This is a genomic window from Pseudomonas sp. Snoq117.2 (genome assembly GCF_900110545.1).
Lineage (GTDB): Bacteria > Pseudomonadota > Gammaproteobacteria > Pseudomonadales > Pseudomonadaceae > Chryseomonas > Chryseomonas benzopyrenica.
In genome coordinates this window covers 268,701-284,167 of record NZ_FOED01000003.1, presented here as the reverse complement: position 1 = coordinate 284,167, position 15,467 = coordinate 268,701, and the positions used below count along the sequence as shown (strand labels likewise).

The 15,467-nt window shown below is 65.7% G+C and carries 12 protein-coding genes; 1 reads left to right on the top strand and 11 read right to left on the bottom strand.

Annotated features, from left to right (window positions below):
• Position 1 precedes the first annotated feature (1 nt).
• From BMZ43_RS10715 to BMZ43_RS10680, 9 genes are all read right to left on the bottom strand, one after another.
• The gene (locus BMZ43_RS10715) at positions 2 to 1,360 is read right to left on the bottom strand and encodes an MFS transporter (RefSeq protein ID WP_017639339.1); all 1,359 of its coding nucleotides are present in this window, start codon (positions 1,358 to 1,360) and stop codon (positions 2 to 4) included.
• A gap of 166 nt (positions 1,361 to 1,526) precedes the next feature.
• Complete coding sequence (locus BMZ43_RS10710; protein ID WP_093253291.1) at positions 1,527 to 2,564, bottom strand: LacI family DNA-binding transcriptional regulator; 1,038 nt, start codon at positions 2,562 to 2,564, stop codon at positions 1,527 to 1,529.
• Between the two features lie 256 nt (positions 2,565 to 2,820).
• Positions 2,821 to 3,861: a threonine aldolase family protein gene (locus tag BMZ43_RS10705; protein ID WP_093253286.1), complete on the bottom strand. Its 1,041-nt coding sequence runs from the start codon at positions 3,859 to 3,861 to the stop codon at positions 2,821 to 2,823.
• Complete coding sequence (locus BMZ43_RS10700) at positions 3,858 to 5,669, bottom strand: aminopeptidase P family protein (RefSeq protein WP_068384610.1); 1,812 nt, start codon at positions 5,667 to 5,669, stop codon at positions 3,858 to 3,860. The genes BMZ43_RS10705 and BMZ43_RS10700 overlap by 4 nt, the downstream gene beginning before the upstream one ends.
• Before the next feature lie 120 nt (positions 5,670 to 5,789).
• Entirely contained in the window at positions 5,790 to 5,960 is a 171-nt protein-coding gene (locus tag BMZ43_RS26515; protein WP_017639335.1) for a hypothetical protein, read from the bottom strand.
• 118 nt (positions 5,961 to 6,078) lie between these two features.
• Positions 6,079 to 7,020: a LysR family transcriptional regulator gene (locus BMZ43_RS10695; protein ID WP_026083654.1), complete on the bottom strand. Its 942-nt coding sequence runs from the start codon at positions 7,018 to 7,020 to the stop codon at positions 6,079 to 6,081.
• A 232-nt stretch (positions 7,021 to 7,252) separates the two neighbouring features.
• Positions 7,253 to 10,303 (bottom strand): efflux RND transporter permease subunit, encoded by a 3,051-nt coding sequence (locus BMZ43_RS10690; RefSeq protein WP_064307759.1) that lies wholly within the window; start codon positions 10,301 to 10,303, stop codon positions 7,253 to 7,255.
• Positions 10,300 to 11,370 carry an efflux RND transporter periplasmic adaptor subunit gene (locus BMZ43_RS10685; protein WP_017639332.1) on the bottom strand — a complete coding sequence of 357 codons (1,071 nt, stop codon included), beginning with the start codon at positions 11,368 to 11,370 and terminating at the stop codon, positions 10,300 to 10,302. Before BMZ43_RS10685 ends, BMZ43_RS10690 begins: the two co-directional genes overlap by 4 nt.
• A complete protein-coding gene (locus tag BMZ43_RS10680) occupies positions 11,367 to 12,470 on the bottom strand; it encodes an efflux RND transporter periplasmic adaptor subunit (protein WP_143075251.1) in 1,104 nt (367 codons plus the stop codon). The genes BMZ43_RS10685 and BMZ43_RS10680 overlap by 4 nt, the downstream gene beginning before the upstream one ends.
• Positions 12,471 to 12,778: 308 nt before the next feature.
• Between BMZ43_RS10680 and BMZ43_RS26050 the strand changes: the two genes are divergently transcribed.
• Positions 12,779 to 13,006, top strand: coding sequence for a hypothetical protein (locus tag BMZ43_RS26050; RefSeq protein WP_143075250.1), 228 nt, complete (start codon positions 12,779 to 12,781; stop codon positions 13,004 to 13,006).
• Positions 13,007 to 13,130: 124 nt separating this feature from the next.
• Here BMZ43_RS26050 and BMZ43_RS10670 read toward each other — a convergent pair whose 3' ends face one another.
• Together BMZ43_RS10670 and gabP are read right to left on the bottom strand one after the other, a co-directional pair.
• Positions 13,131 to 13,340, bottom strand: a complete 210-nt coding sequence (locus BMZ43_RS10670; protein ID WP_017639329.1) for a DUF1127 domain-containing protein — start codon at positions 13,338 to 13,340, stop codon at positions 13,131 to 13,133.
• A gap of 355 nt (positions 13,341 to 13,695) precedes the next feature.
• Positions 13,696 to 15,084: a GABA permease gene (gene gabP / locus BMZ43_RS10665; RefSeq protein WP_064307758.1), complete on the bottom strand. Its 1,389-nt coding sequence runs from the start codon at positions 15,082 to 15,084 to the stop codon at positions 13,696 to 13,698.
• Between the last annotated feature and the right edge of the window lie 383 nt (positions 15,085 to 15,467).

The following is a 15,467-nucleotide window of genomic DNA, read 5'->3' as shown; positions in this document are numbered from 1 at the left end:
CTCAGGCCCGGACCGGGTCAGGCTGGGTCGCGCCCAGGATCTCGCCGTCGGCGGTACGCAGCTCGACGCGCTGGATGCGACCGACGATGAACAGGTAGCTGAACACCGCCACCAGGGCATTGGCGCCGACGTAGACCAGCGCCCACTTGAAGGAACCGGTGGCGGCGATGATGTAGCCGATGACGATGGGGGTGGTGATGGAGGCCAGGTTGCCGAAGGTGTTGAACAGGCCGCCGGACAGCCCGGCGATCTGCTTGGGCGAGGTGTCGGCCACCACCGCCCAGCCCAGGGCACCGATGCCCTTGCCGAAGAAGGCCAGGGTCATGAAGCCCACCACCATCCAGTCGGCATCGACGTAGTTGCAGAAGATCATGCTGGTGGAGAGCAGCAGGCCGCAGACGATGGGCAGCTTGCGAGCGAAGGTCAGGGAGTGACCGCGGCGCAGCAGGTAGTCGGAGATCACCCCGCCGAGCACCCCGCCGATGAAGCCGCAGATCGCCGGCAGCGAGGCGATGAAGCCGGCCTTGAGGATGGTCATGCCGCGCTCCTGCACCAGGTACACCGGGAACCAGGTCAGGAAGAAATAGGTGATGGCATTGATGCAGTACTGGCCGAGGTAGACGCCCAGCATCATGCGGTTGGTCAGCAGTTGGGTGATGTAGTGCCACTTGGGACCGCCGCCCTGCTGGCGGGCGCCGTTGTCCATGTCCACCAGACCACCGTTGTCGCGGATGTGCGCCAGCTCCGCAGCATTGATGCGCGGATGCTCCTTGGGATTGTGGATGTACTTCAGCCAGACCCCGGAGAAGAGGATGCCCAGGGCGCCCATGATGACGAAGACGTGCTCCCAGCCGAAGTGGAAGACGATGCCGCCCATGATCGGCGCGAACAGCGCGGTGGCGAAATACTGCGCCGAGTTGAAGATCGCCGAGGCGGTGCCGCGTTCGGCGGTAGGGAACCAGGCGGCGACGATGCGTGCATTGCCCGGGAAGGACGGCGCCTCGGCCAAGCCGACCAGGAATCTCAGCATGAACAGGGTGGTCACCGCCCAGGCCACCGGCAGGCCGCCGACTAGGCCCTGCAGTAGGGTGAACAACGACCAGAAGAAGATGCTGCCGGCATAGACCTTCTTCGAACCGAAGCGATCCAGCAGCCAGCCGCCGGGAATCTGCCCGGCCACATAGGCCCAGCCGAAGGCGGAGAAGATATAGCCGAGGGTGACGGCGCTGATGCCGAGGTCTTTCTGCAGGCTGGAGCCGGCGATGGCGATGGTGGCGCGATCGGCATAGTTGATGGTGGTCACCACGAACAGCATCAACAGGATCAGGTAACGCACCCGGGTGGGTCTTGTGGCATCCATGGGGATCCCTCTTGCGTGATTGTTTTTATTGAAGGCGCGGAATGCTGGATGATTGCGCAATCATGCCTTGATGCGACAACCTGACTCAGCCCCGGCGTTTGTCCAAGACTAAGCCATGATTGCGCAACCATACAAGTATGACGTCTAACGACTTCGACGCCGGTGGTCAGGTCGTGGCGCGGTCGATGATGTGGAAGCCGGTGTCGATGCGCACCGCGTCCCGGGCCCGCTCGCCCTGGTTGAACCGTTGCAGCAGCGCCTCTGCCGCCAGGGTGCCCATGCGATCGCCTTCGACGCTCACCGACGACAGCGCCGGGTGCATCTGGGCAGCGCTGGAGAGATTGCCGAAGCCGAGCACCGCCAGATCCTCGGGCAGGCGCAGCCCGCGACTCGCGGCTTCCGCCATCACTCCCTGGGCGACGGTGTCGGAGCTGCAGACCACCACGTCGAAGCCCTCGTCGCGGGCCAGCAACTGGCGCAACCCCGCCCGCCCGGATTCCACCAGGGCTGGCGCCGGCAGAATTTCCAGCGGCGGTTCCGCCAAGCCCAACTCGGCCAGCCGGGCGACTAGGCTGCGACAGCGGCGCAAGGCGCGGGGGTCGTCCACCGAGACCACGGCGAAGCGCCGATAACCGCGGGCGTGCAGGTGCTCGGCCTGGGCCCGGCCCACCGCTTCGTGGGAGAAGCCCACCTGCATGTCCAGCGGGTCTTCGCCCAGGTCCCAGGACTCCACCACCGGGATGCCGGCCTGGGCCAGGCGCTGGCGACTGGCCGCGGTGTGCAGGGTACCGGTGAGCACGATGCCATCGGGTTTGCGCCCCAGCACCGCGGCCAAGAGTTGCTCCTCCTGTTCGGCGCTGTAGCCGGTCAGGCCCAGCAGGGTCTGGTAGCCCGCCTGGGACAACCGCGCCATCAACGCCTGAACGGTCTCGGCGAAGATGGAGTGGACGATGGTCGGCACGAACAGCGCCACCAGGCGACTGCGATTGGAGGCCAGGCCACCGGCCAGCAGATTGGGTACGTAGCCGGTGACCCGCACGGCTGCCAGCACCTTCTCCCGCGCCGCCTCGCTGACGATCTCCGGTCGATTCAGCGCCCGCGAGACGGTGATCGGCGACACCCCGGCGACCCGGGCCACGTCGATGAGCGTGGGGGCAGCGGGATTGACCGCGGCAGTGAGGGCTTTGCTGGACTTCTTGGCCATGGATCGCTGGAGACGGGAAAGAGATCGGCCATGGTAACGGTTGGGGCGGGCGGCGTCCCTGGTGAACACCGTAGCGTGGAAAACCACGCAGCGTTTTCCGTATGGGAATGGGTACCGATGGATGAGAAAGCAGCGAATCCCGTAGGAGCGGCCCATGGCCGCGATACACCCTATGCCAGGTTTGATCGCGGCTATGGGCCGCTCCTACAGAATCGAGTACGCGTTAGCAGCGGCCGCCTCGCCATGGCGGTACAACCTAACCCCCCATCGCCAGGCGAATATCCGCGGCCAGCTCCAGCACGCGAGCCTCTTCGGTGTCCCAGGAGCACATGAAACGCGCACCCCCGCTGCCGATGAAGGTGTAGAAGCGCCAGCCACGACCGCGCAGGAATTCCAGCGCCGGCTCGGACAGCTGCAGGAACACCGAGTTGGCTTCCACCGGGAACATGAAGTCCACCCCGGGCACGTCGCGCACGCGCTCGGCCAGCAGCTGGGCCATGGCGTTGGCATGGCGGGCGTGGCGCAGCCAGGTGTCGTTTTCCAGCACGCCCAGCCAGGGCGCGGAGAGGAATCTCATCTTCGAAGCCAGCTGGCCGGCCTGCTTGCAGCGGTACTCGAAGTCCTCGGCCAGGTCGCGGTTGAAGAAGAGGATGGCCTCCCCCACCGCCATGCCGCTCTTGGTGCCGCCAAAGCAGAGCACGTCGACGCCAGCCTTCCAGGTCACCTCGGCCGGGGTGCAGCCCAGGCCGGCCACGGCGTTGGAAAAGCGCGAGCCGTCCATGTGCAGGTGCAGGCCGAGGTCGCGGCAGGTGGCGCTGATGGCCTGCAGTTCGTTGAGGCCATAGAGGGTGCCCACCTCGGTGGCCTGGGTGACGGTCACCGCGCGCGGCTTGGGAAAGTGGATGTCGGCGCGCTTGGTGGCGATCTGCTGGATGGCACCCGGGGTCAGCTTGCCCTGGTGGGCCGGCGCCAGCAGCAGCTTGGAGCCGTTGGAAAAGAATTCCGGCGCCCCGCATTCGTCGGTCTCGACGTGGGCGGTGTCGGAGCAGATCACGCTGTGGTAGCTCTGGCACAGCGCCGCCAGGGCCAGGGAGTTGGCCGCGGTGCCGTTGAAGGCGAAGAACACCTCGCAATCGGTCTCGAACAGCTGGCGGAAGCGATCGGCGGCGCGCGCCGTCCAGGTGTCGTTGCCATAGGCGGTCTCGTGACCGACGTTGGCCGCCGCCATGGCCGCCCAGGCCTCCGGGCAGATGCCGGAATAGTTGTCACTGGCGAATTGCTGGGCGTTGCTGCTCATGCGTCAGTCCTCGCGACGGGTTCGGTACGCGCCAGCAGCCAGTCACGGGCGGCGCCTTCCACTAGCGGCAGCACGCGGCGGCGGACCTCGGCGTGATAGCCATCCAGCCAGTCCAGCTCGTCGGCGCGCAACAAGGCAAGATCCAGGCAGCGGGTATCCAGCGGACAGAGGGTAAGGGTCTCGAATGCCAGGAAGTCGCCGAATTCGGTGGTCTCGGCGCGGGTGCACAGGAGCAGGTTCTCCAGCCGCACGCCCCACTGGCCGGGACGATAGATGCCCGGTTCGTTGGAGGTGATCATGCCCTCGCGCAGGACATGGTGCGGGGTGACCGTGGCATAGAAGGAAATCGACTGCGGTCCCTCGTGCACATTGAGGAAGTAGCCCACGCCGTGGCCGGTACCATGGCCGTAGTCGATGCCGGCGGCCCAGATCGGCTCGCGCGCCAGGGCGTCGAGCATGGGCGCGGCGACCCCGGCCGGAAAGCGCGCCCGCGACAGCGCCAGCATGCCCTTGAGCACCAGGGTGAAGTCGCGCTTCTGGGCGGCGCTGGGGGTGCCGATGGGCACCACCCGGGTGATGTCGGTGGTGCCGCCCAGGTACTGGCCGCCGCTGTCGATCAGCAGCAGGCCGTCACCCTGGAGTTCGGCATGGGCTTCTTCGGTGGCCCGATAGTGCGGCAGGGCGCCACCAGCGTTGAAGCCGGCGATGGTGGCGAAGCTCAGGGAGACGAAGTGGGGCCGGGCAGCGCGGGCTTCGCTCAGCCAGTCGTCCACGGTCAGCTCGGTGAGGCGCTCGCCGCGGGCCAGGGCGGCCTCGAAACGGGCGAAGAAGACACACAGGGCCGCACCGTCCTCCTCCATGGCGGTGCGTACCTGGGCCACTTCCTCAGCGGTCTTGCAGGCCTTGAGCAGGGTCGAGGGATTGATCTGTTCCAGGCGCTTGACGCTCGTCGGTGCGGCCTCGGCGAGGCCCAGGGTGACCCGCGCCGGGTCCACCAGCAGGGTGCTGTCCGCTGGCAGCAGGCCCAGCTCGGTGGCGGCCTGGGCGTAGTCGGCCAGCGCCACGCCATCCGCTGCCAGGGCCGCGCGGATCTCCGCCGGCACCTTGGCCGGGTCGATGAACAGCTGGCAGCTGTCCCTACCCAGCAGCAGATGGGCGAGGAACACCGGGTTGTAGGGCACGTCGGCGCCACGCAGGTTGAGCAGCCAGGCGATGTCGTCCAGCGAAGAGATGAAATGCCAGTCGGCCTTTGCCTCCGCCAGCGCCTGGCGCACCTGGGCGAGCTTGGCGCTGCGCGGCTGGGGCGCATGGGGCGCGGCATGGGCATAGAGCGGCGCGGCCGGTAACGCGGGGCGATCGCTCCAGATCGCCGCCAGGGGATCGAGGTCGGTACGCAACTGGATGCCCTTGGGCTCCAGTGCCCGGCGAAGGGCGGCGGCGGAGCCCAGGGACAGCACCTGGCCGTCCACTAGCACCGTGCCACCTTCGGGCACCTGGTCGGCCAGCCACTGCAGGTGGGCCTGGGGCTGGCTGGCGACCTGCTTCATCAGGTCGATGCCGCTGCCCGCCAGCTCCTGGGTGGCCTGCTCCCAGTAGCGACTGTCGGTCCAGACGCCGGCGGCCTGGCGGGTCACCAGCAGCAGCCCAGCGGAGCCGGTGAAACCAGATAGCCAGGCCCGTCCCTGCCAGTGTTCGGGCAGGTACTCGGACAGGTGGGGATCGGCGCTGGGGATCAGGCAGGCATCGGCGCCCTGCTCGGCCAGGAAGGCGCGCAGGTGGGCGAGTCGTTGAGCGGGGGTGGCGGTCATGAGCACCTCGACAAGGTCAGAAGCTCAGTGTGCCGCAGATATAAAAAAGCCGCACCCAAAGGGTGCGGCGGAGAAAGACCAAAGGAGCAAAGAGGGGTGGTCTTTCGAAAACGGAGCGGCTCAGCGACGCAGGTTGGCGGCGGGAGCGGCCTGATCGCCGTAGTGCTGCATGGCGGCATGATTCTGATCGACCAGCTTGTATCTCAGGCTGGGATTGTCGTCGGCAGCAGCGAATTGGGCGGCGGTCAGGGTGGCAAGGGTCAGCAACAGGGCGGACAGAGAACGTTTCATGGCGAACTCCTAAAAGGTCGTGTTCATCGGGGTACGGGACCATTCTAGGTAATGAATGCAGCCTAATAAATAGCATGCTAACTAACTCACTATTACAAAACCTGCAACAAGCCATGGCTTAGTCCTTAGCCCAGTAGCGTTGGTCTTCCAGCACCAGATTTTCTACCTGCAGGCGCTCGGGAAGTTCTTCCTTGAGGAAGTCGATCCAGGTCTTGATCTTGGCGTCGAGAAAGCGCCGCGAGGGATAGAGCGCATGGATGGTGCGCTCGCGTAGGCGGAAGTTGGGCAGTAGCCGTACCAGACTGCCATCGCGCAAGTAGTTGACCGCGATGTAGCTGGGCAGCAGACAGATGCCCATGCCCTGCCGCGCCACGCTGGCCAGGGCCTCGGCGACGTTGACCTGGAAGACGTAGCGCGGCGCCACCTGCAGCTCGCCTTCGGGGCCAGCGAAGACCCAACGCTCGGAGAAGTTAGGATCCAGCAGCCGCAGGCAGTCGTGCTCGGCGAGATCGGCCGGTACCTTGGGCGCCGGACGCTGCGCCAGGTAGCTGGGCGCCGCGCAGACCACGCTATAGACGCCACCGAGACGCTGGGCGACGAAATCCGAATCGGCCAGCTCAGTGTCCAGGGTGATGGCGATGTCATGCCCATCCTCCAGCAGTGCCGGATGGTTCTGCGAGAGCGTCATGACGATCTCGACGTGGGGATAGCGGGCGCAGAAGCGCGACACCAGTGGTGCCAGCAGCTGGGTGCCCAGGCCGGTCATGGAATGCAGGCGCAGATGGCCATGGGGCTTGAGATGAGCACCGCTGGCTTCGGCTTCGGCCTCGCCGACATCCTGCAGGATGCGCCGGCAGCGTTCGAGATAGCGCTCACCCGCCTCGGTCAGTGCGAGCCGCCGGGTGGTGCGGTGCAACAGACGGGTCTGCAGGTGGCTTTCCAGTTCCGCCAGCAGGCGCGACACCTGGGCGGTGGACAGGGCGAGGGTGTGGGCGGCAGCCGTGAGACTGCCCAGATCCACCACCCGGACGAAGATGCGCATGCCTTGGAAAATATCCATTATTGCCTTTTTCGCAATGGAGTTTCGTCAAGCCGTCACTTTATTGAAAAAGTCACACGCCCGATAGTGGTGCGGTGAGCTGCTGTGGATTCGACATTTTGACCGCGCGAATCCTTCCCTCCGGCAGTGGCTCCTTGGATAGCTCCTTGCGGCCTTCCGGCAGACGTCTCCTCTGGAGACCTTGGTCGGAAGGCCGTTTTTTTTGCCCGGCTTTTGAGCCAGGCCCGCTGCCTCAGCCCTTCCGCTCCGGCTCGCGAATGCGGTAGCTGGCGATATAGAGCGCCGGCAGGAACAGCAGGGTCAACAGCGTCGCCGCGACGATACCGCCGATCATGGCATAGGCCATGGGCCCCCAGAACACCTCGCGGGCGATGGGAATCATGCCCAGGCTGGCCGCGGCGGCGGTCAACAGGATCGGCCGGCGGCGGTGGCGGGTGGCTTCCACTACGGCGTCCCAGGGCGAGCGACCGTCACGCTCGAAGGCGTCGATCTGGGTCACCAGGATCACCGAGTTGCGGATGATGATGCCGATCAGCGCCAGCACCCCGAGGATGGCGACGAAGCCCAGCGGCTGGCCGAAGGGGATCAGCCCCAGCACCACCCCGATCAAGCCCAGGGGCGCCACGCTCGCCACCAGGAACAGCTTGCGGATGCTGTGCAGCTGGATCATCAGGAAGGTAGCCATGAGAAACAGCATCAGCGGCACCACCTCGGCGATGGGGCCCTGGGCCTTGCTGCTCTCCTCCACCGTGCCGCCCACCGCCACCTGATAGCGCGGCGGCAGCTTGGCGATGAAGGCATCCACCTCCGGCTGCAGCTGCTTGACCAGGTCCGGTGCCTGGATCTCGCTGAGAATGGACGCCTTGAGGGTGATGGTGGGCAGGCGGTCGCGGCGCCACACCAGCGGCTGCTCCAGGGCGTAGTCGATACGGGCGAAGGCCTTGAGCGGCACCGCGACGCCCTGGGGCGTCATGATCTGCAGATTCTCCAGGGTCTCCACCGAGCGCCGCTCGGCCTCGCTGGCGCGGGCCACCACGTTGACCAGGTAGATGTCGTCGCGCACCTGGGTCACCGGGGTGCCGGTCACCACGCCATTGAGGATCTGCGCCACGTCCTGGGAAGAGAAACCCAGCTGCCGCGCCTTGTCCTGGTTGACCTCGACCTTGAGCATCCGCGCCGGCTCGTTCCAGTCGTAGAGGAAGTCGCCCAGCTGCGGACTCTTGCCCAGCACGCTGGCCAGGGCCAGGGCCTGGCGACGCACCTCGGCGACGTCCGGGCCGCTGATGCGGTACTGAATCGGCCGCCCCACCGGCGGGCCCATTTCCAGGGGCTGAACGTAGCCGGACAGCCCGACGAAGTCCTGGCGCAGGCGCTGTTTGAGCTTGGGCAGCAGCCGATTGCGGGCTTCCAGATCCTTGGCCACCAGGATCACCTGGCCATAGAAGGGATTCTCCAGCTGCTGGTCCAGCGGCAGGTAGAAGCGCACCGCGCCCTGGCCGACATAGGAACTCCAGTGGGCCACGTCCGGATCGTCGGCCAGGGTCTTTTCGAACCTGTCCATCTGCGCGCGGGTGGCGTCGAGGGAGGCGTTCTGCGGCAGGTTGAAGTCGATCAGCAGCTCGGGCCGATCCGAAGACGGGAAGAACTGGTTCTGCACGAACTTCATGGCGAACAGCGCCGCGGCGAACAGCAGCACCGTGAGGATGATGGTCAGCCAGCGATGGCGCATGGCGCCCAGCAGCAGGCCGTCGGACCAGCGCGCCAGGCGACCGGGCTGGTCATGATCCTTCTGCTTCACCTTCTTCGGCAGGATGTGCACGCCGATCACCGGCGAAAAGAACACCGCGACGATCCAGGACAAGAGCAGCGCCACGGCGATCACCGCGAACAGGGTGAAGGTGTACTGGCCGGCGCTGCTGGAGTTGAGGCCGATGGGCACGAAACCGGCCACGGTCACCAGGGTGCCGGTGAGCATGGGAAAGGCGGTGGATTCGTAGGCGAAGGTCGCCGAGCGGTGCAGCGACTCGCCCTCCTCCCGCTTGGTCACCATCATCTCCACGGTGATCATGGCGTCGTCCACCAAGAGGCCCAGGGCGATGATCAGGGCGCCGAGGGAAATCCGCTGCATGGTGATGCCGCTGTATTCCATGAAGACGAACACCAGCGCCAGGGTCAGGGGGATCGACAACGCCACCACCAGGCCGGCGCGCACGCCAAGGCTGATGAAGCTCACCACCAGCACGATGATGACCGCCTCGAACAGCGCCCGGGTAAAGCCGCCGACGGCCTTTTCCACCACCTGCGCCTGGTTGGAGACCACGTGCACGCCGATGCCCACCGGCAAGGCGCCGGTCAGCTCCTGCATCTTTTCGGTCAGGGCCGCGCCAAAGGTCTGGATGTTGCCACCGCTGCTCATGGCGATGGCCAGGCCAATGGCCGGCTGGCCCTTGTAGCGGAACAGCGAACTGGGCGGATCGGCATACCCGCTGCGGATGTCGGCCAGATCGGTGAGGCGATAGAAGCGATCGTCGATGCGCAGATTGACCGCGGCCAGATCGGCGGTGGAGCGGAATTCGCCACTGGTACGCACGCTGATGCGCTCGGCGCCGGATTCGATGGTCCCCGAGGGCGTCACCGCGTTCTGCTGCTGCAGACTCTGCATCACCTGGCGCTGATCCAGCCCCAGGGCGGCCAGCTTGCGGGTGGAGAAGTCCAGGTAGATGACCTCGTTTTCCGCACCGATCAGTTGCACCTTGCCGATGCCCGGCACGCTGCGGATCTCGCGGCGCACCTGCTCCACCTGGTCGCGCAGCTGGCGCATGCTGAAGCCGTCGCCGGTGAAAGCATAGATGCTGCCGAAGACGTCACCGAATTCGTCGTTGAAGGCCGGTCCCTGGATGCCCTGGGGGAAGTCGCCCTGGATGTCGGAGACCTTCTTGCGCACCTGATACCAGATATCCGGAATCGCCTTGGCCGGCGTGGTGTCACGCAGATAGACGAATACCGTGGACTGGCCCGGCCGGGTAAAGCTCTTGGTGTAGTCCAGCGAATCCAGCTCTTCGAGCTTCTTTTCCACCCGCTCGGTGACCTGGCGCAGGGTCTCCTCGGTGGTCGCCCCCGGCCAGCGGGTCTGGATGACCATGGTCTTGATGGCGAAGGACGGGTCTTCCTCGCGGCCCAGCTTCATGTAGGAGAAGACGCCCATCAGCAGGGCGACGAACATCAGGTACCAGACGAAGGATTGGTGGCGCAGCGCCCAGTCCGACAGGTTGAAGCCTTTCATGGCCGAGCGCCCTCCTGATCCTTCACCCGCTGTCCCTCCTCGAGACTGTTGACCCCGGCTATCACCACCCGCTCACCGGCGCTCAGACCATTGCCGATCCATGCCAGGCCGTCCGCCTCGCGCAGCACCTCGACCGGCCGCTGGCGCACCTGCGCCTGCTCGCCCTGGCCTGCCACCACCCAGACCGAGGTCTGGCCGTTCTGGCGCCGCAGCGCCTGGGCCGGCAGAGACAGGCCCGCGGCCGGTGGCGACGCCAGTTCGCCCTGTACCAGACTGCCGATGCGCAACGCGGCCGGTGGCTCGTCCAGGGTCAGGCGCACCCGCCGGGTACGGGTGGTGGCATCGGCCTGGGGCTCGATCTCGCGCACCTGGCCCTGCACCGCCACGCTCGGATCCAGCGCCATGCGCACGGTCAGGACACGACCTGGGGTCAACTGGCCGATGGCCTGGGCCGGCAGGTCCAGCACCGCCTCGCGGATGTCCGGGCGGGCGACCCGCACCACCGGCTGACCGGCGGACACCACCTGGCCGACCTCGGCCTGCCAGGCGGTGATCACGCCGTCGAAATCGCTGTAGAGCTCGGCATAGTTGCGCTGATCGCGGGCCTGCCGCTCGGCGCTCTGGGCCTGTTCGCGGGCGGCCTCCAGGGTATGCAGCCGGGTCAGCGCCTGGTCCAGCTGGGAGCGCGAACCAACGCCCTGGTCGAACAGCTGCTGCTGGCGCCGGGCATCGTTGCGGGCATCGCGCCACTGGGCGTCGGCATCGGCGCTCTGGCCCTGGCGACTGCGTAGGGCATTGTCCTGATCGGTGGGGTCCAGCGCGGCCAGCAACTGGCCGCGGCGGACCGGCTGACCCACGTCCAGCAGGCGGCGGGTCATGCGGCCACCGACGCGAAAGCCCAGCACGCTCTCGTAGCGCGCTTGGATGCTGCCAGCGAACACCTCACGCTGGGGCTGCGGCGCGCTGAGGGTCAGGGTCGCTACCGGCCGGATCGGCGGCGGTGGCGCCTCGTCGTCGGAACAGCCGGCGAGAACCAGCAGCAGGCAGAGCGGCAGGAGGGGCTTCATGGGCGCACCTCGTTGAAGGCGGAGCGCTCGGCGACCTCGACTTTCTGGCCGGGACTCAGGGCCTGGCCGCCGGCGACCACGATGCGGTCGCCGGCCTTGAGGCCGTCGCTGACGATGATGCTGTCGCGGGTGTAGCGCTCGATGCGCAGCGGCTGCAGGCTGACCCGGCCGTCTTCGTTCAGGCGCCAGGCGGCGGGCTGATCGGTGGTGCCGTTCAGCGCCGTCCAGGGCAGGGCGAAGCCCTGCTCGGCCACGCCCTCCAGCTGCGCATTCACCACCGCGCCAAGGGTCATGGCGGCGGGTGGCCGGTCCAGCTGTACCTTGATGCGTACCGTGCCGCTGCTCGCCACCGTCGGGGCGATCTCGCGCAGGGTGCCCTGGGTCGCGATCGCCGGTTGCGCCTGCAGGGCGACGGGCAGCCGCTGGCCGACCTGGAGTTCGCGGGCCAGGGATTCGTAGAGATCAAAGACGGCATCGAGTTCGCCGCTCACCGCCAAGTCGAAGATCGCCGCGCCGGCCTGCACCACCTGACCGGCTTCGGCATGACGGGCGGTCAGCACCCCAGCGGCGCTGGCGCGCAATTCGGTATAGCCCAGCTGCTTGCGCGCATCGTCGCGCTGGGCTACGGCGGTTTGCAGCGCACTGCGGGCGCCATCGAGGGTGGCCTGGGCCTGGTCGTACTGGCTGCGACTGGTATAGCCCTTGGGCAAGAGCGCGGCCTGGCGCTCGAAATCGACCCGCGCCAGCCGGGCGCGGGCTTCCTGGGCCTCCACCTGGGCCTGGGCGGCGGCCAGGTTGTTGCGCAGATCCTGAGGATCCAGCCGCGCGAGGATCTGGCCCTCGCGTACCCGATCCCCGACGTCCGCCAGCCGCTCGCTGATCTTGCCGCTCACACGGAAGCCGAGCGGTGCCTGCACCCGCGCTTGGATATCACCGGTGAAGGGAATGCGCTGGGCATCCTTTATCGGGCTCAGCTGCGTCACCACCACCCGCGCCGGTTCCTCGGTGGGCGGTCGCTCCTGGGAACAGCCTGGCAACAACGTTACCAGGGCCAGAGCGACCGTTACCTGGCAGAGGTGAGCAAGGCGGAGAGCCCTCATGATTATCCTTATCGGTGGAAGAGGCGCGATCTGCGAACTGACCACAGGCGGCGCGGGGGGTTCGTCCGACGAATTGTCCGGCGCTGGGCGCTGCTTGGGAAGCGCTACGGCGGTGCCGCCTGCGCAAATGGTCGGTACCAGAGCGGCAACTTGCCCACAAATGTTCACAAATGCTCTGGAACCCGGCATTCCAGGGCGCAGTCAACTACAACGAGCGCTGTGGACCTGCCCGTTCGCAGCTGATGCCCGTCTCTCCACTGGAACGGGCCCAACCAGATTCCCAGGTTTACTTCGACGAGGCCGAACTCATGAAAAAGCTGCTGATCACCTCTACCGCTGCTGTGATGCTGTCGATGGCCACGGGTGTCTTCGCGGCCGAAACCTCCAAGAGCGCCACGGCCGTCAATGGTTCGGCTACCGAAGCCGTACCGGGCAAGACCACCGTCAAGGGCGGTGCTGATGGTGGTGCCGAAGTCCCCTTCAAGAGCGAGAAGCCCAACAAGGTCGACGCGCGCAACCAGAACAACATGCAGTAAGCCCAGCTTTCTGGCGGTAACAAAAGCCCCGGCATGCCGGGGCTTTTTGCTGCCTGACGTTCGAAACGCAGACAAAACAAACCCCGCCGAAGCGGGGTCTGTGGAAACTGTGCAGCAGCCGGGCTTAGCGCCAGAACGGCTTGTGCATTTCCTGGTAGCGCTGGGCCTCGGTGATACCAGCGTCAGCCAGCATACGGGTGTCCAGGCGAGCCAGTTCGTTACGGCTGGCGATGCGACGTTGCCAGGTGGACAGGGTGGAGATAACGCGCAGGGCAACGGGCACACGGTTGCTGGGCTTGGCGTTGTACAGCGAGGAACTGAAGGTGCGTTCCATGGTGGCTTTCCTTCCCGCTTGTGACGGGTACTGGTCATCGAATGGCGCCATTGTCTCGCCAGACGAGTGCTACCACCAGTAACAGTACAAGGAAAGGTTCGCGGATCACTCAGCACACAATTGCAACTGTACTGCTGCAATTTGGGTCATTCTGTAACGCTTTGCACCATTGCAGTGCAAAAATTGGTTACCAGAAGGAACATCGCGAAAAATCGAGCTATACAGTTGGCCCGAAGCCAACGAAACAGGACTGCTGTTCTACCTGTTACCGCACCCACTGTCCAGCCTGGAAACGCCGTCATGCTCCAGAAAGGAGCGCTTCCGACGCCCGGTGGGCGCCGGAAGCCTCTCACCGTCAACGCGCGGCAGCGGCCAGGCTCGGGGCGGCAGGCTGACGCCGACCCACCCAGGTACCGATGGCCACGACCACCAGTGCCAGCAGCCCGGTCGCCAGGATCTCGAAGCGATGGGCGTCGCTGAACAGCATCACGGTCAGGGCGCCAACGATGAAGACGATCACCGCCCAAGTCAGCCAGGGGAACAGCCACATACGGAATTCCAGACGCTCGCCACGGGCCATCAGCTTGCGTCTCAGGCGCAGCTGGGTCACGGCGATCACTAGGTAGACCAGCAGGGCTACGGCACCGGAGGTGGACAGCAGGAAGCTGAACACCGCCTCGGGCATGGTGTAGTTGGCGATGGTGGTCAGGAAACCCACGGCGGTGCTGGCCAGCACCGCCGTACGGGGCACGCCAGCGCTAGAGGCACGGCCCATCTTGGCCGGGGCATCGCCACGGCGGGCCAGGGAGTAGAGCATGCGCGACGCGGTGTAGAGCGCCGAGTTCAGGCAGCTGGCCACGGCGACCAGGACCACACAGTCGACGATCAGCTTGGCATTGGGAATCGACAGCACTTCCAGGGCGCGCTGGTAGGACCCCACCAGCGGCAGCTGGGCGTCGTTCCAGGGCACCATGGACACCACCAGGAAGATGGAGACCAGATAGAACAGCGCGATCCGCCAGATCACCGAGTTGGTGGCCTTGCTGATCTGCCGGGACGGATCCTTGGACTCGGCCGCGGCGATGGTGACGATCTCGGTCCCCATGAAGCTGAACATGGTGGTCAGCAGGGCGCCCAGCACCGCACCGAAGCCATTGGGCATGAAGCCACCGGTATGGGCCATCAGATTGCTCAGGCCACTGACCTCACGACCTGGCAGAGCACCGACCAGCGCAGCCGCGCCCAGAGCGATGAAGGCGACGATGGCGATGACCTTGAGCAGGGCGAACCAGAATTCGAACTCGCCGTACTTGGCAACGCTGAACAGGTTGGTCACGGTCAGGATGCCGGTGATGATCAGCGCGAACTGCCAGGTGGCAATGGCCGGGAACCAAGCATTGAGGATGGCGGCCGCAGCCACGGCTTCAAGCGGAATGACCAGCACCCAGAACCACCAGTACAGCCAGCCGATGGTGAAGCCGGCCCAGCGGCCGATGCCCTGTTGGGCATAGGACGAGAAGGAGCCGGTATCGGGTGAGGCGACCGCCATTTCACCCAGCATGCGCATGACCAGAACCACCAGGGTGCCGGCCAGGGCGTAGGCCAGCAGCACGGCCGGGCCGGCAGCGGCGATGGCATGACCGGAGCCGACGAACAGACCGGCACCGATCACTCCAGCGATGGACAACATGGTCACATGGCGCGGTTTGAGCGCCGGAGAGAGGTTGCATTCTACGTTGGACATAAGGTGTTACCTGACAACGGAAAGCCTCCCAAGTGCAACTTGCGCGCCACCCCCGCTGAAATCGGCACAAAATGAACTCAAAGGGTGCAACGCTTCGCGCAAAGTCGCGAAAAAGCGGCACTTTGCCTAGCTATTGCACTAACTATTTGATGTGCAAAACGATTTCTTTCGTGTGCCGCTGCGCTTCCACCTTGCTTCGTTAGGTATCACTTTGTGCAACTTGCACCATCATGGTGCCGACAAAGGTGGAACCTCAGGTAACCGCATGTGACGAGGATGCTACTGCCTCCACCCGACGAGGCAGCAAGAAGGGCTCGATCTCCTCAAGAAATATTCTTTCCACGGTAAAGGTCCATCGCAGCTGCTCGGACTGACGAAATCAG